The organism is Clostridium polyendosporum (assembly GCF_018332455.1).
GTDB classification, from domain to species: Bacteria; Bacillota; Clostridia; order Clostridiales; family Clostridiaceae; genus Clostridium_AY; species Clostridium_AY polyendosporum.
This window is the reverse complement of sequence record NZ_BOPZ01000021.1, coordinates 1-20,051: the sequence shown is the minus strand read 5'-3', so window position 1 is coordinate 20,051 and position 20,051 is coordinate 1. Positions and strand designations below refer to the sequence as shown.

General features: G+C 31.6%; 21 protein-coding genes, 1 rRNA gene and 1 pseudogene. 1 reads left to right on the top strand and 22 read right to left on the bottom strand.

All coding sequences use genetic code 11. The features are described 5' to 3' along the window. The 4 genes and pseudogenes from CPJCM30710_RS11955 to CPJCM30710_RS11940 form a co-directional block, all read right to left on the bottom strand. A pseudogene (locus CPJCM30710_RS11955) lies at window positions 1-447 on the bottom strand (histidine kinase); the annotation flags it as partial. 546 nt (window positions 448-993) lie between these two features. Beyond that, complete coding sequence (locus CPJCM30710_RS11950; RefSeq protein WP_212904401.1) at window positions 994-3,705, bottom strand: PAS domain S-box protein; 2,712 nt, start codon at window positions 3,703-3,705, stop codon at window positions 994-996. A gap of 391 nt (window positions 3,706-4,096) precedes the next feature. Beyond that, complete coding sequence (locus tag CPJCM30710_RS11945) at window positions 4,097-4,276, bottom strand: hypothetical protein (protein ID WP_212904400.1); 180 nt, start codon at window positions 4,274-4,276, stop codon at window positions 4,097-4,099. A 392-nt stretch (window positions 4,277-4,668) separates the two neighbouring features. Beyond that, window positions 4,669-4,866, bottom strand: a complete 198-nt coding sequence (locus tag CPJCM30710_RS11940; protein WP_212903817.1) for an alpha/beta-type small acid-soluble spore protein — start codon at window positions 4,864-4,866, stop codon at window positions 4,669-4,671. Between the two features lie 316 nt (window positions 4,867-5,182). Here CPJCM30710_RS11940 and CPJCM30710_RS11935 point away from each other — a divergent pair, with 316 nt between their 5' ends. Then, window positions 5,183-5,689 carry a hypothetical protein gene (locus CPJCM30710_RS11935; RefSeq protein WP_212904399.1) on the top strand — a complete coding sequence of 169 codons (507 nt, stop codon included), beginning with the start codon at window positions 5,183-5,185 and terminating at the stop codon, window positions 5,687-5,689. Between the two features lie 155 nt (window positions 5,690-5,844). On the opposite strand, the gene CPJCM30710_RS11930 is transcribed toward CPJCM30710_RS11935, so the two are convergent. The 18 genes from CPJCM30710_RS11930 to CPJCM30710_RS11845 all read right to left on the bottom strand — a co-directional run. After that, window positions 5,845-6,279 (bottom strand): MOSC domain-containing protein, encoded by a 435-nt coding sequence (locus CPJCM30710_RS11930; protein ID WP_212904398.1) that lies wholly within the window; start codon window positions 6,277-6,279, stop codon window positions 5,845-5,847. Window position 6,280: 1 nt separating this feature from the next. Beyond that, window positions 6,281-7,252, bottom strand: a complete 972-nt coding sequence (gene moaA, locus CPJCM30710_RS11925; RefSeq protein ID WP_212904440.1) for a GTP 3',8-cyclase MoaA — start codon at window positions 7,250-7,252, stop codon at window positions 6,281-6,283. Next, window positions 7,233-7,712 carry a cyclic pyranopterin monophosphate synthase MoaC gene (gene moaC / locus CPJCM30710_RS11920; RefSeq protein ID WP_281413980.1) on the bottom strand — a complete coding sequence of 160 codons (480 nt, stop codon included), beginning with the start codon at window positions 7,710-7,712 and terminating at the stop codon, window positions 7,233-7,235. The genes moaA and moaC overlap by 20 nt, the downstream gene beginning before the upstream one ends. An 8-nt stretch (window positions 7,713-7,720) precedes the next feature. Beyond that, window positions 7,721-8,740: a molybdopterin-binding protein gene (locus CPJCM30710_RS11915; protein ID WP_212904396.1), complete on the bottom strand. Its 1,020-nt coding sequence runs from the start codon at window positions 8,738-8,740 to the stop codon at window positions 7,721-7,723. A 3-nt stretch (window positions 8,741-8,743) separates the two neighbouring features. After that, window positions 8,744-9,235, bottom strand: coding sequence for a MogA/MoaB family molybdenum cofactor biosynthesis protein (locus CPJCM30710_RS11910; RefSeq protein ID WP_212904395.1), 492 nt, complete (start codon window positions 9,233-9,235; stop codon window positions 8,744-8,746). A 1-nt stretch (window position 9,236) separates the two neighbouring features. After that, window positions 9,237-10,046 carry an XdhC family protein gene (locus CPJCM30710_RS11905; protein WP_212904394.1) on the bottom strand — a complete coding sequence of 270 codons (810 nt, stop codon included), beginning with the start codon at window positions 10,044-10,046 and terminating at the stop codon, window positions 9,237-9,239. Between the two features lie 370 nt (window positions 10,047-10,416). Further along, window positions 10,417-11,280 (bottom strand): YitT family protein, encoded by an 864-nt coding sequence (locus CPJCM30710_RS11900; protein ID WP_212904393.1) that lies wholly within the window; start codon window positions 11,278-11,280, stop codon window positions 10,417-10,419. Between the two features lie 131 nt (window positions 11,281-11,411). Beyond that, complete coding sequence (locus CPJCM30710_RS11895) at window positions 11,412-11,924, bottom strand: Gx transporter family protein (protein WP_212904392.1); 513 nt, start codon at window positions 11,922-11,924, stop codon at window positions 11,412-11,414. A gap of 12 nt (window positions 11,925-11,936) precedes the next feature. Continuing rightward, the gene (locus CPJCM30710_RS11890) at window positions 11,937-12,314 is read right to left on the bottom strand and encodes a NusG domain II-containing protein (RefSeq protein ID WP_212904391.1); all 378 of its coding nucleotides are present in this window, start codon (window positions 12,312-12,314) and stop codon (window positions 11,937-11,939) included. After that, on the bottom strand, window positions 12,301-13,368 hold the full coding sequence (locus tag CPJCM30710_RS11885; RefSeq protein ID WP_212904390.1) for an FAD:protein FMN transferase: 1,068 nt from the start codon (window positions 13,366-13,368) through the stop codon (window positions 12,301-12,303). The genes CPJCM30710_RS11890 and CPJCM30710_RS11885 overlap by 14 nt, the downstream gene beginning before the upstream one ends. A 107-nt stretch (window positions 13,369-13,475) precedes the next feature. Then, the gene (gene rnfB / locus CPJCM30710_RS11880) at window positions 13,476-14,345 is read right to left on the bottom strand and encodes an RnfABCDGE type electron transport complex subunit B (protein ID WP_212904389.1); all 870 of its coding nucleotides are present in this window, start codon (window positions 14,343-14,345) and stop codon (window positions 13,476-13,478) included. A 19-nt stretch (window positions 14,346-14,364) separates the two neighbouring features. After that, complete coding sequence (locus CPJCM30710_RS11875) at window positions 14,365-14,946, bottom strand: electron transport complex protein RnfA (RefSeq protein WP_212904388.1); 582 nt, start codon at window positions 14,944-14,946, stop codon at window positions 14,365-14,367. Beyond that, entirely contained in the window at window positions 14,946-15,569 is a 624-nt protein-coding gene (rsxE, locus tag CPJCM30710_RS11870; protein ID WP_212904387.1) for an electron transport complex subunit RsxE, read from the bottom strand. Before rsxE ends, CPJCM30710_RS11875 begins: the two co-directional genes overlap by 1 nt. 2 nt (window positions 15,570-15,571) lie before the next feature. Further along, window positions 15,572-16,135: an RnfABCDGE type electron transport complex subunit G gene (locus CPJCM30710_RS11865; RefSeq protein ID WP_212904386.1), complete on the bottom strand. Its 564-nt coding sequence runs from the start codon at window positions 16,133-16,135 to the stop codon at window positions 15,572-15,574. Window positions 16,136-16,140: 5 nt separating this feature from the next. Beyond that, a complete protein-coding gene (locus CPJCM30710_RS11860) occupies window positions 16,141-17,133 on the bottom strand; it encodes an RnfABCDGE type electron transport complex subunit D (protein WP_212904385.1) in 993 nt (330 codons plus the stop codon). Window positions 17,134-17,151: 18 nt separating this feature from the next. Then, window positions 17,152-18,465 carry an electron transport complex subunit RsxC gene (gene rsxC, locus CPJCM30710_RS11855; protein ID WP_212904384.1) on the bottom strand — a complete coding sequence of 438 codons (1,314 nt, stop codon included), beginning with the start codon at window positions 18,463-18,465 and terminating at the stop codon, window positions 17,152-17,154. A gap of 77 nt (window positions 18,466-18,542) precedes the next feature. Then, window positions 18,543-18,959, bottom strand: coding sequence for a SoxR reducing system RseC family protein (locus CPJCM30710_RS11850; protein ID WP_212904383.1), 417 nt, complete (start codon window positions 18,957-18,959; stop codon window positions 18,543-18,545). Window positions 18,960-19,945: 986 nt separating this feature from the next. Continuing rightward, a 16S ribosomal RNA gene (locus CPJCM30710_RS11845) occupies window positions 19,946-20,051 on the bottom strand; the annotation flags it as partial.

Genomic DNA, 20,051 nt, shown 5'->3' with positions numbered 1-20,051 from the left:
ATGATCATCAATTACAAATATTTGTTTAGTATTAGGATGAAGCTTCAAAGAAATATCTAAAGTGCGTTCAGTATCATGACTCTTTACTATCCCAGTAAAAAGGGGGTGCTCACTAATAATAGACTTATTAAATGTATATACACCACTAAATACAACAGGAGTATTTGGAAACAACTTGTTTCCATACTTTAATAAAAAATTAAATGCCCCATCATCTAAACTAATTACAGCATCAAATTTAGTGTCTGAAAAACTATATTTATACAACTCATAATATTGTGGCCAAGATCTTTCTCCTGAACCCATATATTCCATTTTTACATTTATACTTTTTTTACTATCTACAAACTGTGAATTTATTGAAGATATAATTTCATCAGTCCATTCCTTTGATTCATTTCCAGATAAAATAGTACTTTCATTTCCATAGGAACTTAAAATTAGCACATTTTTTTGATCTATACTCTGAGCTAAAACAGTTCTTGGAAAAAAAAGAAAAAATGCAATAAAACCTATAAGAAAAATACATTGTTTTTTGTATTCATTATACTTAAAAATAGCTTATCCCCCCTAAAAAATATAGTGCATCAATACTATATTTTTAATTTGCTGTCATTTTATTAAATGAAATTTAATTCAAATTTAATAGGTGCGATGACTATTAAATTTTATTTTTCATAAATTGTTTAAGGATTGAATTTATATATATTAGACTCGACGCCTACTCTGCTTTATTACGACATAATTCTATTCTATTATACCATATATTTCTCAACCTACATTACTTATTTTGTAAACTTTAACATAATGCTGATACATTCTTTGATAACCTGATACACGAGGTTATAGAGATAATATGAAAATGCGATAACCAACCATTGAAAGTTCACTAATTACCCTAGATAAAAATGGCTATAATCAAAATATGTTAACTATTAAATATCAACCTCTACAGAAAACCTTTACTGCCAGGATCTGAGTTTTGGATTAGTTTTACCTATATATATCCGAAAATTCAATATTTATCATTTCACTATTACTACTTATCATTTCATTTTTATCAGCAATCTTTGTTTTTTCTATAGTTCTTGAAGGTAAGTCTATCTTAAATTTACTACCTTCCCCTAATTTACTTTCTACATTTACTTTACCACCATGCAATTCAATAATTGATTTAACGAGGCATAATCCAATGCCACTTCCTTCAGTATTGCGAGTAAAGGATTTATCCACTTGCTTAAATCTTTCAAAAATAATATCTAAATGTCTTTTATCAATTCCTATACCAGTATCCTCTACTGATATTTCAACAGTGTCATCTTTATCAACAATATTCACATATATTTCATTCCCAGGCTCAGAAAACTTAATAGCGTTAGAAATAAGGTTAAGAATAACCCTTTCAATTTTATTAGAGTCGCAAGCAATAATCTTTTCTTCCACATCTGTATCAAAAATAATACTAAGTCCCTTACTTTTAACATATTCTGATGCTGATTGAACAATTTCTTCAATAACATTAACTATGTTTTCATTAGAAAGATTTAATTCAAAAAAACCAGATTGAATTTTTGATAAATCTACTAAGTTATTTATAAGCTTTGATAACCTATAACAATTTTGTATCATAATATTAATGTACTTGACAACCTTATCCTTATTATTTATTAAAAAATCATCTCTTAAATATAAATTGAATAACTGGGTTGTACTAAAAATTACATTTAAAGGAGTTTTAAGCTCATGGGATATATTTGCGAAAAATTCCTCGTGAATTCTAAGTATTCTTTCCATGTGATTATTAGCCTTTACTTCCTGAGTGACATCAATTAGGATTACAGCTATTTCTGCAACTTCACCATTAACTCCAAACACTGGCTGATATAATATATTCATAAACATTTCTTCTCCAGAGACTATTAATCTTTGATATTTTAAATAAGATGATTCCTTCTTCTTTATAACATTTTCAATATTTTTAAGAACGTCCACTTTATCAAAGTTAGTAATATCTTCATAGTTCTGTCCTATAATAAAAGATATAGACTTTATTTCTGGTTTCAATTTCTTAAAAATATTATAAGACTTTTGATTAACATCTGTAATTTTAAAATCTGAACATGATAACCTTAAAACAGGTAAATCAAGATTATCTATCATACTGTTTAAAAAATCATATTGAGTTTTTAATAATACATCTTCTTCATATTTTATCTTTTCAGTAACGTCACGACAGCATAATATTCCTGCCATAAAGTTTCCTTCATTATCATATATTGGAGTACCATTTACATCAATATAAACAACACTACCATTAGTTTTTATAGCCATTCTATATCCTAATAATTTTTCACCCCTTAGCACCCTATGACCAGGAGTATTATCGCAGAGGATTAATTGTTTATCCATATCTAAATATTCAGCTTCTTTAAGACCATCTCCTATCTTATTCAGCCTTGTAGATTCAATACAAAAAGTATCTCTAGCTGCTTTATTAAATGTGATGTAGTTACCATCTTTATCGAAAATTAGCAAAGCATCAGACATATCTTGAATAATAGCTTCTAACTGCTCCTTTTGCATTCTTATCAAATTTTCACTATTAACTTGTTCTGTAATATTACGAGAACATATAATAGCTTTTGCTACTTCTCCATTTTCATCATAAATAGGACTTCCACTTACATTGAAGTGATATATTCCATCAGGTCTCTCGCATGTCACTCTGTATTCTCTAATTTTCTCACCTCTTAAGACTCTGCGATTAGGAAAATCTTCCGCTGCAATTAAATTCCCCTTTGAATCATAATATTTTGTATGAGCTAATGAATCTCCAGATTCTTTGATTGAATCTGAACTATAAAAAAATTCATTTGCACTAGCATTTAATAGAGAATACTTATAGTTTTTATCTAAGATAAATAATCCATCAGACATATTTTCAATGATTGCTTCTAATTGTTGTTTCTTCTGTTGTTCAATAATTTTAGCCTGTTCTTCAATTAACTTTCTGTTTGATACTCTTTCTGTTACTTCCGTAGCAGTATCAATTACATATTTAATTTTTCCGTCCACAAATATTGGTATCACTGACCAATCCCAATATCTAGTTCCTCCTTTAAAATTACTATATTCATATTCAGGTAAATGATAAGACCTACCAGTTTTTATAATGTCTAGGAAAATCTCTTCTTCTTTGCCTCCTTCAAATCCGGTTATTATTTCTTTCTGTTTTTCACCTATGCTATTTTCCTTTAAATTATATGGGAAGTCTAAAGAATCTAAATATGTCTCATTAACTTTAAGTAAAATTAAATCCGGAACGCTGTGTATTGCAAATCCAATCTTGCTATTTGCATAAATTTGTTCAATACCCATGCATTTATCTTCAATTCGAGAGTTTGGTTTCTCTTTAAAAAAGTACATTTTTTCATTTTGACATTCTAAAACCTTACAAGATATAGTGACTTCTCTTGGTTCGTATGATTTAGTAAATACATAACACCTGAATACGTTTTCTATATTATTAAGATATATCTGTGAGTTGATTCTTAACATATAACTTATTTCAGTAAGTGACTTTCCTATCAACTCATTTCTTGAATAGCCGATAAATTTTACAAACTCATTATTAACTTCAATAACGATACTATTTTTACTATGCAGAAATGGTTTTTCAGCTTTTTTATTCAAAGTATATTTCATAATTTCCCCCCCGTTTTTTCAATACACTAACATATAAGTTTCTTTTATTACTAAAATATACTTGCAGTATCCCTTTACTATATTTCACCATATTCTATCGTATTCTATCATATTTTATCATATTCTACATCGTTTTAGTATACTTACCACAATTGCTATAACGACATTATTATTTTAGCTTTAGTAAGTTATTCCACTAATTATTGATTATCAAATTATAATATTAAAATATTCATTAAACACATAAATAAATTTAAAAAAATTCCTTGAAAAACTTGTAAACAAAATAATCATCTACAACAAACAAATTACCCATTCGTGAAATGATAGAAAATGAAAAAATCGCTATTATAGCATAGCGACTTAAATTTAATTTACAATTATTTTACTATTAATCTATATAATAATAAGCAATAAAACCTTTCATTATATGAACATCTTTATGTATTTTAAATTTTGATACACCACTCAATGCCTTAATATTATTTACTACTATTTCAAAACTGTTTATCTCTATAAGGTCACCTTTAAAGACTGTTCCATCACTTAACCTTATAACTATTTTACCCAAAACCTCACCCCCATTAATTTATACTCTAGTGAAGGATTACTTATTACTTCTATTTCATGCACCATGCCTAGTTCTCCTATAACTTCTACTACCTATACATTTCTTTATCAATTGTACCCTTGCCTTTAACTTGTCACATTCTCAATATTATTTAATATTGTATTTATACTGCTACATTAAGTAGCAATAAACCTAAGATAAATAGTTATATAACATTAAATGTAGCTGGTGTAAAAGGAAAAACCTATACTGCTGGAGTTACTCCAGATTTTTTTGAATATTTTTTTACTTGTTACATAAAATATTAAGGCTTCTGAACTAATTCTATTGCAATAATTAACCCCCTAAAAAAAAGCCCTAGATTAATTCTAGAGCTTTTTTTTGTTAATATATTATTTTAAACCTTGTTCGTAAGCTTCTACCATTTTCTTAACCATGTTTCCACCTATTGATCCAGCTTCTCTTGAAGTTAAATCGCCATTGTATCCTTGTTTTAGATTTACTCCAACTTCAGTAGCTGATTCTTGTTTAAATCTTTCTAGTCCTGCTTTTGCTTCTGGAACTAATACTCTGTTATTTCTATTTGCCATAACTGTTACCTCCTATGAATATTAGTTAATATTTAGTGTCTATTTATAGTTTGTATAGATTAGAAATTATTAGACTAGTGAATTAACAGTATTTGAGGTGTAGTTTACCATATCTATATCAACTTTACACTTTGCTTTAAACCTTTTAATTATTATCTCGTTATTAAAGATAAAAGGGAGTTGTTCTTATTTTCTTGATTATACATTCAAAATTATGCGATTCTACACAACTTTTACATAACTTTTTCATAAAATTGCATTTAGATAAAAAATTCTTATAATTAATAATTTATTATAATTTCAAGGAGGGACCATAATGGTTAAAAAACTTATTTCAAACTACATAGTATACATTATTTATTTTCTTGGAGTAGGCATGGTTTCTAGTGGTATTGTGTTGATGCCATTTAATGCTGTTAGATACTCAATCATATTAAGTATAGGTCTGCTGTTATTTATTGCTGGTTCAATATTTAATGAGATAGTAATAAATCAACATCATCTATCTTTGTATGAAAGTCTTAATCTAATAATTGTTTCTCTTACTCTTGCTATAGGAATAGGTATGATTAGTGGCGGCATATCTCATTTTAAAGAAAGTCCAAGTTATGCATCGTATCTAATTCCAATGGGAATTATAATTTCTTTTGTTAGCTTTGCAATCAAAAATAATTATAAATTACAAAAGAGAGATACGATTACTTTAACTATTGCTGTTTTTGTTATAACAGGAATACTTCACCTTGCTCTTATATTACTAGGTAATCACTTGTTTATAGATGTGAATCCAGGTGGAGACGTATTCAAGCCAATGCAGCACTAATATCATATACAAATTAACTATCAAATAAGAAAGCAAAAATGATAAAGGCTGTTCTAAGACAGCCTTTTATAATATAGAGATTTAATGATGATTACTAAGTATTAATATTCTAAAAAGCTAAACTAACATAAAGAGCTACTTTTTTCTCGACCCCTTCAATTTTCTATTTCTAAGTAATCCCCTACTTTAATATAACCTCCCTTAAGTACTCTTGCAAATATTCCATTCCTCGGCATAATACATTCCCCTACAGAATAAAATATATTACATTTTGAATGACACGTCTTTCCAATCTGAGTTATCTCGAGAATTATCTCATCATTAGATAATCTCATGCCAAGCTCGATCTTAGAAAAGTCTATGCCTTCTACAACTATATTCTCGCCAAAATCACCAAACCCAACTTTGCCTCCACGCTTTCTGAATTCTACAATCTTCTCAAAGCTCAATAGACTGACCTGTCTATGCCAATCACCGCCATGAGCATCCCCTTTTAAACCAAAGTTTTCAATTACATCAATTTCCTTAATATCCTTTTTTGATGTCCCCTTCTTTTCGCTTATGCAAACTGCAAGTATTTTCCCTTTCATTTCAACCTCCAATCTGTGACATTAGTCTAATATCAGTTTGTTCATTTTGAGATTTGAAGTTATGTTCCTTTGGCTTATTAAAAATCCCATCACTTATAACCTTTTTTAGTTCCTCCTCACCAATTCCTCTTCTTATTAGAGTCTTAAGATCTATTCCATACTTCCAGTGAAGACACTGCTTTAAAAAACCTTCCGATGTTACTCTTATCCTATTACAGTTATGACAAAAAGAATGACTTATAGGACTTATGAAACCTATTCTATTTCTGCTGTCAGTAGTTTTATAATAAGCTGCTGGTCCGTTATCTCCTATACTTTCTTCACAAGGTATAAGTAGCATTTCTTTCTGTATATAGTTTTTAAGTTCATTTGTAGTAAAAGCCTTAAATCCTTTACTCTCACCGATAGGCATAAGTTCAATAAACCTAATATCTAAACCTGATTTCTTAGAAAAATATACGAAATCTAATATTTCCTTATCATTTACTCCCTTAAGAATTACTGTGTTAAGCTTAATTTTTATACCTTCTTTATCACACGTTTCTATAGACTTTAGAACAGTTTGTAGATTTCCACCCCTAGTTATCTTTTCAAATATATCTTCTCTCAAGCTATCCAAACTTATATTTATACCGTCTAATCCTACTTTAATTAACTGATCCATATAGTGATCTAGAAGAATCCCATTAGTAGTAAGATATACATGTTGTATTTTTGAAAGTGACTTTATCTTAGATATTAATTCAATGACTCCATTTCTTAAAAGAGGCTCTCCACCTGTGATTCTGACTTTCTTTATACCAAGTTCAGCGGCTGACTTTACTATTTTCAACATTTCCTCTATAGTCAATAATTCATGATTTTTTGTAAAATCAACACCTTCTTTTGGCATACAATATATGCATCTTAAGTTACACCTATCTGTTACAGAAAGCCTCAAATAATTTATCTTTCTAGAGTGCTTGTCTAACATATTTACCACTCTTTCCTCCATCTTTTTCGATGAGATATATGTCTTCTATTTGCATATCTTTATCTGCTGACTTACACATATCATATATTGTTAAAGCTGCCACTGATGCTGCAGTTAATGCCTCCATCTCAACTCCAGTCTTCCCAATAGTTTTAACTCTTGCCTCTATTGTTATTAAAGACTTTTCAACATCTACTTTAAAATTAATATCACAGCCTGTAATCATTAAGGGATGGCACATCGGAATTAAATCTGCAGTCTTTTTACTTGCCATGATTGCTGCAACTCTAGCAACTCCTAAAACATCACCTTTTTCAATTGTTCCTTCTTGTACCATTTCAATAGTATGCCTCTTCATCCTGATAGTACCCTTAGCAATAGCCACCCTGTTTGTTTCTGCTTTTTCACTTACATCCACCATCTTAGACTTACCCTGTTCGTCAAAATGTGTAAATTCTATAGTCATCTCTAGCCCCCCTTACCAAATGAACAAGAAGGATAAGTACAATCATCACATCCCAAACAAAGCCCCCCATGCCCATATTGTACTATATCTTCATAACTTAACTTTTCTCCTGCTAGCACCCTTGGGAGTATAAGATCAAATACAGTTCTCTTATTATACATTACACATCCTGGAAGCCCTAACACAGGAATATTACCATAATAAGAAACTAAAATCATAGAACCTGGCAGTACAGGTGCTCCATAAGATACAACCTCTGCACCAGTATCCCTAATGGCTAATGGAGTTACATCATCCGGATCAACAGACATACCTCCAGTGCATATTATCATCTCTGCACCTTTAGTTATCCAATCTTTAATTGCTTCATTAATTTTATCCTTATCGTCTGGAAGTATAATTTGTCCCAAAACTATACACCCGTATTCCTCTACCTTTTTTCTTATAACTGGTCCAAAGGCATCCTTGATTCTTCCATAAAAGATCTCATTACCTGTTGTTATGATTCCTATCTTTCTACTTATTATAGGAATAACTTTAATTATCTTATTTTTAATAGTTTTTTCTGCTTTTAATATCTTCTCTAATTCTATTAATAATGGAATAACTCTTGTACCCGCAACTTTTTGACCTATCTTAACGGGAGTATTATCATGCATGGTTGCAAGAATAATTTGTCCTAAGGAGTTAAGTTTAAATAACTCTTCCTTTTTAACCTTAATCAGACCATCATATTCAGCTATAAAATCAATCTTACCTTCACTTATTTCACTGAAGACCAACCCTTCACCTGCCACTAACTCCTTAAGTCTTAAGGCTGCTTCATTTTCATGAAGCATGTCTTCTTTTTTTTCCCATATATAAACATGATCCTTACCAAGTGAAAGTAACTTTGATATATCTTCTTCACTAATAATATGTCCTTTCTTAAAAGCAACCTCTTTTACCACACCTGGAACTATCATTGTTATATCATGACATAAAACTGAACCAATCGCCTCATGAACTTTAATCTTTTTCACACCTTAACACCTCGCACACTCGGATGTATCACTATTCAAAATTTGTAATCCATGATAAATGGTATCCAATATATATTCTAAAATTTCTCTAACAGCCTTTGGACTACCAGGTAAATTGATTATAAGAGTATTACCTCTTATTCCTGATACTCCTCTTGACAGCATAGCTCTTTTGGTTAGCTGTAAGCTGTAATAACGTATTGCCTCTGCAATTCCGTTAGCCTCTTTTGTGATAATATTTTTCGTAGCTTCTGGAGTAACATCTCTATTACTAAAGCCAGTTCCTCCTGTAGTAAGTATAAGATTTACTCTTAAATTATCGGACATGTATATCATTTCTTTTTCTAGTTTTACTTGTTCATCAGGAATTAAGGCATATTTCTCTATCTTATAACCATAACGTTGAAGAATTTCTATTATGATTTTCCCACTTTCATCAATCCGTTCACCGTTGTACCCCTTATCACTTGCTGTAATAATTCCTGCGGTATACATATTATATTTTCACCCTCTTAATATCCTTTCTATGATTCAATGTTCCATTATTTTTTACTAGTAAAATCTCACTTATTATTGCTAATGCTATCTCTTCTGGAACTTCCGAAGATATATCAAGTCCAATTGGTGCATAAACCTTTTCTAATTCTTCTTTAGAGATTCCTTCCTCTAACAGCTTATTAATTACTATCTGAGTTTTTCTTGCACTACCTATCATTCCTAAATAGGCACCACTTCTTCCTACAACACTTCTAACAGCTTTTAAGTCACTTTCGTGTCCCCTAGAAACCACAACAATATAGCAACTCTCATCCACTGGGTACCTTGCGAGTTTTTCTTCAATATCTCCATATATTATTTCATCTGCTTCACTATATATTTTTTCATTAGCATATTCTTGCCTATCATCAAAGATAACAGTATAAAATCCAATAATTTTACCTAATTTATATAACTGCTCTCCTATATGACCTCCTCCGATTATCAACAACTTATTTCTAGGAAGAAATACTTTAATATAACCTCTTGCCGCGCCACCACACTGCATTCCTATGTCACCATTTTCATTTAGAATATAATGAAAATTACTGTCTTCCTTATTTACTAAACAGTTCTTTGCTTTCTCTATAATTTTATATTCAATACTTCCTCCACCAACAGAACCCTTTATAGTTCCATCTTCCCAAACAGCCATAATAGACCCCGAATTTCTAGGAGTAGAACCTATGCTCTCTGTTATAGTAACTAGAGCTACGCTCAATCCTTCTGTAAGACTTTTATAAATCTCTTTTAAAATTAACTCCTCCATAAAATCACCTTATTCTAATTTTTTAAAGAATGTATTTTCATGTATTACATTTAAATTAATTATCATCTTATATAAAATATATTTACCTTGAAGCTTTCATAGACCTTGAAACGCTTCACAATGAGACATCAATGTATTTATATTTAATGTTAGTTCTTTCATCACATTAATACTTTACAATAAGCCAAAGTGAGTAGATATCGAACCTATTAACTTTTAGCCAGATTTCACTTTATGAAATTGCAGTAAATTACAGCAAACAAAAAGAGCCTTACTAGGCTCCTAAATGTCTTTATCAAACTTACGCAACGTTTTGGGGAATCCCTCATCATTAGTAGAAACATTTGTATCTATTCTAAAAATCTCTTATCTATAAAATACTACTGCTAAATCCTTTTCCATTAACCTCAGCAGCATCTATTATAGAGATTAATGCATCTTTATCTATTTTTTCTACTGAAAGCTTAAATTCAGGTAGTCGAGAAACAGGCACAATACAGTACAAAACCTTTCTTTCTTTCCCAGTCAACTCTTGACCGCTTAGTATTGTAGCCCCTCTGTGCATATAGGTCTTTATGTAATCACATACCTCCTGTTCCCTATCAGTGATTATTAAAAGTAATTTTTTTCTCGATAAACCATGAATAATTTTATCGGTAACAATAGATGTAATTAATATTGATATTAATGTGTAGAGTATAATTAATATCCCACTTAACCATGTACCTATTAATATTATAGGAAAATTTTCAAGAAAGTTAATTTGACCAACATCATAATTGTCATATCTTTTCTTTATCAGCATTGTAATGATATTAAATCCTCCCATTGAGCCATGGTTTGCATAGGTAAGCCCAATCCCTATCCCATTTAAAATTCCTCCATATGCACATAATAACCAAATGTCATTAGTATTTACAATATTCTTCAAATCCTTTGTAAGTATCAAGAATACTGAATAACAAACTGTGCCAATTAAAGACAATATCGTAAATCTTACATTTAACTTTTTATAACTTATTATTAATAATGGAATGTTAGCTAAAATTACTGTGTAACCCGCAGGTATCTTTAAGGCATATTGAATTAAAATTGCTATACCTGATATGCCACCACTATATAGATTTGCATTTACAATGAACATATTTATTGCTATTGACGATAGTAAGCAGCCTAGTATAATAAAACTTACGTTCTTTAAATTTCGCTTATTTATCATTGTTGTTATATTCATTCTTAACTCCTCTTATGTACTCTTATGTGGTATTTCTTGAGATCTTAATACAATAATTGCCTGTTAAGCCTCACTAATAATATTCCTTGTTAATGCTGAATTTTATACCAACTGATTTGTGTATCGGTAGTTTAGTGGGTAATCCTTAAAATCTGCAAATGTTTAAAAGCGTTTTTAGCTATAATACCAGTTAACATTCCTACTGGAATACCAATAGCTAGTAAAAACGGAAGATAAAAAAATATACCTAAGGTTGCCACAATAAAATAAGCAACAATCAATTGCACAATATTATGTACAACTGCTCCTACTATACTTACACCAATAATGCTCAACGACTTTACATACTTAAATAAAAAGTACATGATTAAAGTACTAACTATTGCTCCAGTTAGACTCATAAGAAAGTTAACTGATAAGAAAGTTCCCCCAATCAATGAACCTAGAGTCACTCGTAAAAAAGAAATTAACATTCCCTCTTTTAATCCATAAAATAATAATGCAATCAAAGTTACAACATTAGCCAATCCCAATTTAGCTCCTGGCAATGGCAGTGGATTTGGAATAAACATTTCAATTGCGTGAAGAACAGAAGCTAGAGTTACTAAAACAGCTATATATGTAATATTTTTAGCATTTCTCAAAGATTCTCCCCCCTATTCCGTTACAACATCAAAATTCTCTTTCTTTTCATTGATTTCAATAACCACTTGGTTAGGTATACAAATAATAGAATCACTGTGGTGTTTAGCCCAGTTCATATGAATACATATTTTATCTTTACAAGGAGCATCTATAATCCTGACTCCGTCCTTATTTACTTCTATCATAGCTTTCCCTATTAAACCATCTACAGATAAAGTAGTATCTTCTTTAATTCTAGATAATTGTATTTCCTGAACAACTTTTCCCTTTACCTTAATAATAGCTACCTTATCTTCATCTCTACCTAATTTAAGAAAATACAAAACTAAAAAACTTAAAACGGTAATAGTAATTATTATAATTAACAGTACTTTATCATTTTTCGTCATAATAATACCTACTTCCCGTATGTACTGTTACTTTGTTTTTTAATCCTGGAGAGACATAGATTTTTTTATCAGCACCAACAAAAAAAGCTTCAACTCCATCTAATTTTTCAATAAACTTTAAACCCTTTTCAGGTCCTAAAACAAATAAAGTTGTTGATAAAACATCTGCTAATCCAGAATCTTTAGCTACTACTGTAACACTCCAAGTAGCACGTACTGGTTTTCCTGTTTGAGTTTCGAGAATATGGTGATACATAATACTACTCTCCATAAAATTTCTTTCATAATCTCCAGAGGTAACAGCAGATGCATCTGTTAATGATAAAATCCCTACAATCTCATCACCATTTCTAGGATCTTTAATTCCTACTTTCCATGGATTTTTACCATCTTTCATTCCTATTACAACAACATTTCCTCCAGCATTAATTAAAGCTTGCTTGACACCAGCTTTACGTAATACCTGAGCTGCCTTTTCTGCAGCATATCCCTTTGCAATCGCTCCTAGATCTATAGACATTTCAGACTTGTTTAAAAATACAGTTCTCTTTTCTTTATCTAATATCACCTGACTGCTATCAACTAATTGCAGCTTCTTCTTAATTTGAGCATCTGAAGGGACCTGAGGACTGTTATTAGAGAACCCCCATAAATCCATTAAAGGTCCAATAGTAATATCAAAAGCATCTTCACTTATTTTAGAATAGTATAATGAAAGTTCAATCATTTTATAAACATCTTCACTAACCTTTACTGGACTTTTCCCGGCTTCAGCATTGACTTTACATATATCACTAGCTTCATATGCAGTAGTATCAGGTTTAGGAAATCTATCGGTTAACGAGGCAATTTTACTCATTTCCGTATAGGCACTTTCTACTACCTTCTTTAACTGCTTTTCATCCTCACCATAAGCTTCAATATTGATTACCGTATCCATAAGAAACTTTTGACTGCTATAATGCTTTTGTTCTTTTTGAGGGGCGCAGCCAGAAATTGATACCACTAGTATATATATTAATAACAACAAAACAATTCTTTTCTTTTCTTTCATCAATTCCCCCCCCTTGTCATTCTTATTTGCTGTCATTTCATGAAATGAAATCTTACTAAAGCTGAGTAGGCTCAATGCCTACTTAGCTTTATTTAATAATTATTTGATTACTTAGTAACAGCATGATGTTTAGTAATAGCCACCAAAGTTTTTTTATTTTCAATAGAAATGCTAGTTTTAGTCTTAATTGCTCCAGTTGGACACTTATTTGTACACACAGGATTATTACATTTTTCATTACAAATATAAAAATCAACTACCGCTAAATTATTTTCTATCTTTATACAACCATGTGGACAATTTTTTGCACAAATACCACACCCAATACAAGCAGCAATACAAAGTTTACGTGCCACAGCACCTTTATCTTTAGAATTACAGTTAACGCTTACTTGAGAATCAACAGGTAATATTTCAATAACATTTTTAGGACAAACAGCTTCACATTTTCCACAACCTATGCATTTTTTTAAATCCACGCAAGGCAATCCATCAGAGCTCATTTTCATAGCTCCAAATGGACAATTTTCAACACAAGTTCCAAAACCAATACAACCACATTTGCATCCATTAGAACCACCAAATAATAGATTTGCTGCAACACAATCTTCAACACCTTCATAGTTGTAAGTTTTTACAGTTTTATTTATTGTACCCGCACATTTTATGTGAGCTATTCTTGGTTCCACCTTATCAATTGTTTTATTGGTTAGTTCTGCCACTGCTTTAGCAACAACTTCTTTACCCGGAGCACAAAGGTTAGGTGCTACATCAGGATTTAAAACTACGGCCTCTGCATAAGCTTGACAACCAGCAAATCCACATGCACCACATTGTCCTTTTGGTAGTATATCTTCAACAACATTAATAAGAGGATTTACTTCAACAGCAAACTTTTTATTTGCATATGCTAGAATAAACCCAAAAGTAATGCCGACAATACCCATTACTATTAAAATCATAACTGCAGTATTCATAATTCTTTTCAACTCCTTCCTACAGTGTAATCATTCCAGAGAACCCAAGAAAAGCGAGAGCCAGCATACCTGCTAAAATAAATGCAATACCAAGACCTTCAAGTGGTTTAGGTACATCAGCATATCTTAGCTTTTCTCTTAAACTTGCCATAAGGATTAATGCTAAAGCAAAGCCTATACCAGACCCAATAGCATGCACTATACTTTTTATAAATGGATAACTTGATTCTGTATTTAATAGAGGGACACCGAGCACAACACAGTTTGTAGCAATCAACAGCAAGTAAATCCCCCACATATGGTATAAATTAGGTAGGTACTTTTTAATTACCATTTCTAAAAGCTGAACAAAGCTGGCAATCAGTAGAACAAAAACAACTGTAGTCAGAAAGGTTAACTGAAATGGAAGTAACACAAAATTATAAACAGCCCATGCTAAAATTGAACTTAATGTTATAACTGAAGTTACAGCCATGCCCATGCCAATAGAAGCATTTAAATTTTTGGATACTCCAAAAAAAATGCATAAGCCTAAAAACCTTGTCAAAACAAAGTTATTTACAACTACTGCACTTATAAAGAGAGTAATATATTCTTTCATTATACTTCACCCTTCTTAATTTGAAATTTCTCTTTGCGTTGATCGAAAAGATTAATAGCACCAATCATATAACCAATTAATATAAAAGCACCTGGAGGCAAAATCATAATTAATGCTGGATTGTACCAGGCTCCCAATACTTTGAAGCCAAAAATAGATCCAGCTCCAAAAAACTCACGAATAATACCAATGGATGTCATCGCAAGAAGAAACCCACAGCCCATACCTAATCCATCAAAAAAAGAAGGGATTACAGAATTTTTTGAAGCAAAAACCTCTGCACGTGCTAGAATAATTGCAAAAACTACAATTAATGCTAGGTATATACCCAACGCCTTATACATTACAGGAAAATATGCTTGTAATACTAATTGCACTACGGTAACAATAGTTGCTATAGATGTTATATAAACAGGCACACGAACCTTAGAGTTAATAAAATTTCTAGTCAGTGATACTATAGTATTATTTGCAGTTATAACAAACAATACTGATAACCCCATAGTTAACGCATTAGTTGCTGTCGTAGTTACTGCTAGCGCAGGACAAAGACTGAGGGCAAGACGAAAAATTGGATTTTCTGCAAACAAACCTTTATTAAATATTTTCCATATCTCTTTCATACTTATTTACCCCCTGTATACTCAACAACTTGTTCTGCAGCCTCTTTTATCCCTTTAGTAACTGCTCTAGACGAAATAGTAGCCCCAGTGATCGCCTGTATATTATTTATATTGGAGGGATCTTTTACAACAATTAAATCTTCAATTTTTTTATCTTTAAATTGTTTCTTAAAAGGTTCCTTCGATGCATTATCCCCAAGACCTGGCGTTTCATTACTAGATAGAATATCATAGTCAATTATTTTGCCATCCGTAGTAACTGCTACAAGCATTTTAATCTCTCCATCAAAACCTTTACTTTCTGCTGGAACTACATAAGCAACAACTTTTCCATCTTTTTGAGCTACAAACCAATCCTTTTTACCATCAACAGTTTTAAAGCTTTCTGCATCCTTAACCAAGGCTTTCATAGCTTGGTTTTTAAGTATAATGTTTTTTTGTAAAGTAACTGGTTCTGTTATAAAATATGTTCCGCCTATAATTGCTCCTGAAATTAAGCAGGCTATTGTTAAGTTCATAGCAACTTGAAAAACACTGTAATTCTTAGTATTATGTTCAACAGCCATTTCGACTACCTCCTGGTTCCGAATTTTACCGGCTGGATTATATGATCAATCACAGGAGTAATACTATTCATTAAAAGAATAGCGTAACAAACACCCTCAGGATAACCACCTTTCAGCCTAATGAGAGCAGTAATCGCCCCGGTACCTACAGCAAATATAATCTGTCCTTTACGCGTTATTGGAATAGTAACCATGTCAGTAGCCATAAAAAATGCGCCAAGAATTAATCCTCCTGCCATCATGTGAAAGATTGGATCTCCTGTGAAAAAACCTGATGGTCCAAATATCCAAGTTAAAATACATACAGTACTAATCATCAAAACAGGAACTTCCCAATTAATATAACGCTTATAAATTAAATATAACCCGCCAAGTACTAGTAAAATTGTTGAAGTTTCACCAATACTACCACTGCGAGTACCAATAATTAATGATTTATACATTGCTGAATGTCCACCAAAAGATTCAACTAATTTTTCATAACCCTGTTGTTTTAAGATACTTAGGGGAGTTGCAGTGGTCAAAGCATCAATACCTACACCAGCTTTTCGCCAAGTAGTCATAGCAAGCGGCCAAGAAACCATTAAAGCTGCTCTCCCAATATGTGCCGGGTTAAAAATATTATAGCCTAGGCCACCCATAGAATGTTTAGCAATAGCAATAGCAATAAAAGAGCCAATACCTGTCATATAAGAAGGTAGTCCTGGAGGTAAACTCATAGCTAATAACAAACCTGTTAAAAATGCACTGCCGTCATTAATTGTTATCGGTTTACCACGAAATTTTTGTACTAAATATTCTGTAGCTATAGCTGAGATAACACCAACTAACATTGTAGTCAAAGCTGGAGTACCAAAATTATAGATTGCAAAAATAGCTGCTGGAAATAAAGCTAGATTGACAGTCCACATAATTTTAGAAATAGATTCCTCTGATCTTATATGTGGTGATGCAGAAACGGTTAATTTGTCTTCTTGTATTTTTACCTCCGTATTCATTTACCACGCCCCCTAGTTTTAACCTTTATTTACTACATTTTGAGCCTTACAGTATCTAATATATTGAACTATATTACGCTTGGCTGGACATACATAAACACAACATCCGCACTCTATGCAATCTAAAAGATTGTAATCTTCTTTAGCCTCCTTATAGAGCTGATGTTCACCAAGAACACTAAGCATACTTGGATTTAATCCCATTGGACATACTTCTATACAGTGACCGCAGCGAATACAAGGTGATTGTTTTATATAATTAACTTCTTCTTTACTTAATGCTAAAATTCCAGATACCCCTTTCATCACTGGAACATCAAGTGTAGATTGTGCAAATCCCATCATTGGTCCACCCATAATAACCTTTCTGGGAACCTTCTTGAAACCACCACAATTTTCAATAACTTCAGCAAAGGTAGTACCAATTCTTATCAATAAATTTTTAGGCTCTCTTACAGCCCCACCAGTAACTGTTATTACCCTTTCAATCACTGGAATCCCCTTCGATACTGCATTACTAATTGCAATGACAGTACCAACATTCTGAACAACTACACCAACATCTGTTGGTAAACAACCAGATGATACCTCACGATTAGTTATCATCTTAATAAGCATTTTTTCTCCACCTTGAGGATACCTAGTTGGCAAAGGAACAACATCTATCTGTGTTTCAACAAAGGCCCTTTTCATTACTTTTATTGCATCAGATTTATTATCCTCAATTCCTACATAACCTTTATTCACCCCAAGAACCTTCATAGCAATTTGAACTCCTGTAACTATGTAATCTGTGTATTCCAGCATCATTCGATGATCAGCTGTTAAATAAGGCTCGCATTCAGCCGCATTCAAAATGAAGACATCAACATTCTTATCTTTAGGTGGTGAAAGCTTAACATGAGTTGGAAATGTAGCTCCTCCCATTCCTACAATACCTGCCTGTCTAATTATTTCTCGTAATTCATTTACACTTAATTTTTCCCAATCACGTTCAACTGGAATTTCCTCTGTCCATTCATCAAGGCCGTCATTATCAATAACTATTGATAAACACTTACCAAATATAGCATGTGAATAATCATCTATATCGACAACTATACCAGAAATTGATGCATGTACAGGACTGGAAATAAAAGATTCACTTGAGGCGATAACCTGTCCTTTTTTTACTCTATCTCCTTTTTTCACTACTGGTGAACAGGGTGCTCCGATGTGCTGTCTAACAGGAATTATAACCTTGCGTGGTAATAGCGCTGCTTCAATAGGTTTATCAGCTGTATTACTTTTATGATCATTAGGGTGTATTCCACCTCGAAAACCTTTTATCATTTATGATATCCCCCTAAACAAACTTAAATATATTGATCTATATATAAAAACTTAAGAGATAACTATTAAAGTTCTTACTATAAAATACGTTTAATTGTAGGTTGAATTTTCTTATTGTTATTAGTAGACTTATCAAAAAACTTTATAAAAAGAACTGCTATAACAAATGCTATTATTCCTCCGGCTATTTGCAATACTTGTACTAGTTGTATATTTTTTCGTGCTAACCACCCTCCACATATTGCCCCTAAAAAAATAGCAATAAGGGGAATTATGTAAACAACAAATGCAGCCTTTAACACATTTGTTGTTTTTATTTCAATAAAAACACGCTGACCTAGTTTTGCTCCAATTAGATTTTGTGCCTCTAAAACTATAGCTTGATCTCCTCCTGGGCATGCACCACAGTTTTTACATTCACTATGCCTACTTATCTTAACCTTAGCAATATGACCAATAACCTCAATTACGATACCTTCTTGCTCTGTTTTCATAATTCCTCCAAGAACTCATTTTTATAAATGTATATAAGTTCTATTACTAAAGATAACCAACTTCAATCCTTAATCAATTGAGAAAAATAGCCTCCACATGCAATGCTTTTCCAAGGATATATAAGCTCAATCATTAACGAATTTTAGGGAAAAGTCGCGGCTTATATACTTTTCGTAAAGTTCTTAATTCAATTATGAAGCTATATATCTGAATTAAGAATTTAGTTATGAAGTTATTTATCTATAATTTCATCATTAACATTATATACCATTAATTATACAACTATGTAATTTATTTCCATACATCTTTTTTTCATATTCTCTCACTACGGCTATTATTGAATCGAATTCTTTCTATTTCTATCTTTTTGTTGTAACACCTTTGTTTTTTCAAAAATTAATTATCATTTACGAGTATATTATTTAAGAGATAATATATTAAAATTTTTTAAGAATTAAAGGCTGTTCCAAAAGATACTTATATAGAGTAATTACTAGTATATATTAATAAATCTATTGATTTTTTTGGATGCTCTATATAAAAATAAAGAATCAAAAAACAAAAAGAGCAGCCTTCGCTGCTCTAGTATATTCATCACTAGATTAAACATTTGTTCCATCAAAATTGCACATAAGTTTTAGCCTTTTTATTGGTCAAGCCCTCGACCTATTAGTATCAGTCAGCTCAACATGTTACCATGCTTACACCTCTGACCTATCTTATGTGCAATTTTCAAAGAACAAAAAAAAAGAAAGACTTTTGGTCTCTCAAAATTAAACAGAGGAATTAGCGCAATCCATTTGACAACTCATTATATAAAATCGTGATAAACTTCGCATTACTTTGTCAGCTTCCTCGCTGCAGTGCTCACTTACCAAAGTAAGCTCCGCGCTTCGCTCGTTACTTTCGCGTACTGCTCGTTTCTAGCGATTTTAAGTTTGTAGTTAATCTTAACATGCGCTAAGTATCAACTAAATATTCCTTGAAAGGAGGTGATCCAGCCGCAGGTTCTCCTACGGCTACCTTGTTACGACTTCACCCCAATCGCTGACCCTACCTTCGGCCGCTGCCCCCCTTACGGGTTAGCTCAC

Bases quoted from the DNA above. Each gene is read 5' to 3' on its own strand.
- CPJCM30710_RS11950 (WP_212904401.1), bottom strand. From the start codon at position 3,705: ATGAAATATACTTTGAATAAAAAAGCTGAAAAACCATTTCTGCATAGT.
- CPJCM30710_RS11940 (WP_212903817.1), bottom strand. From the start codon at position 4,866: ATGGCAAATAGAAATAACAGAGTATTAGTTCCAGAAGCAAAAGCAGGA.
- CPJCM30710_RS11935 (WP_212904399.1), top strand. From the start codon at position 5,183: ATGGTTAAAAAACTTATTTCAAACTACATAGTATACATTATTTATTTT.
- CPJCM30710_RS11930 (WP_212904398.1), bottom strand. From the start codon at position 6,279: ATGAAAGGGAAAATACTTGCAGTTTGCATAAGCGAAAAGAAGGGGACA.
- moaA (WP_212904440.1), bottom strand. From the start codon at position 7,252: ATGTTAGACAAGCACTCTAGAAAGATAAATTATTTGAGGCTTTCTGTA.
- CPJCM30710_RS11910 (WP_212904395.1), bottom strand. From the start codon at position 9,235: ATGTATACCGCAGGAATTATTACAGCAAGTGATAAGGGGTACAACGGT.
- CPJCM30710_RS11905 (WP_212904394.1), bottom strand. From the start codon at position 10,046: ATGGAGGAGTTAATTTTAAAAGAGATTTATAAAAGTCTTACAGAAGGA.
- CPJCM30710_RS11900 (WP_212904393.1), bottom strand. From the start codon at position 11,280: ATGAATATAACAACAATGATAAATAAGCGAAATTTAAAGAACGTAAGT.
- CPJCM30710_RS11890 (WP_212904391.1), bottom strand. From the start codon at position 12,314: ATGACGAAAAATGATAAAGTACTGTTAATTATAATAATTACTATTACC.
- CPJCM30710_RS11885 (WP_212904390.1), bottom strand. From the start codon at position 13,368: ATGAAAGAAAAGAAAAGAATTGTTTTGTTGTTATTAATATATATACTA.
- rnfB (WP_212904389.1), bottom strand. From the start codon at position 14,345: ATGAATACTGCAGTTATGATTTTAATAGTAATGGGTATTGTCGGCATT.
- CPJCM30710_RS11875 (WP_212904388.1), bottom strand. From the start codon at position 14,946: ATGAAAGAATATATTACTCTCTTTATAAGTGCAGTAGTTGTAAATAAC.
- rsxE (WP_212904387.1), bottom strand. From the start codon at position 15,569: ATGAAAGAGATATGGAAAATATTTAATAAAGGTTTGTTTGCAGAAAAT.
- CPJCM30710_RS11865 (WP_212904386.1), bottom strand. From the start codon at position 16,135: ATGGCTGTTGAACATAATACTAAGAATTACAGTGTTTTTCAAGTTGCT.
- CPJCM30710_RS11860 (WP_212904385.1), bottom strand. From the start codon at position 17,133: ATGAATACGGAGGTAAAAATACAAGAAGACAAATTAACCGTTTCTGCA.
- rsxC (WP_212904384.1), bottom strand. From the start codon at position 18,465: ATGATAAAAGGTTTTCGAGGTGGAATACACCCTAATGATCATAAAAGT.
- CPJCM30710_RS11850 (WP_212904383.1), bottom strand. From the start codon at position 18,959: ATGAAAACAGAGCAAGAAGGTATCGTAATTGAGGTTATTGGTCATATT.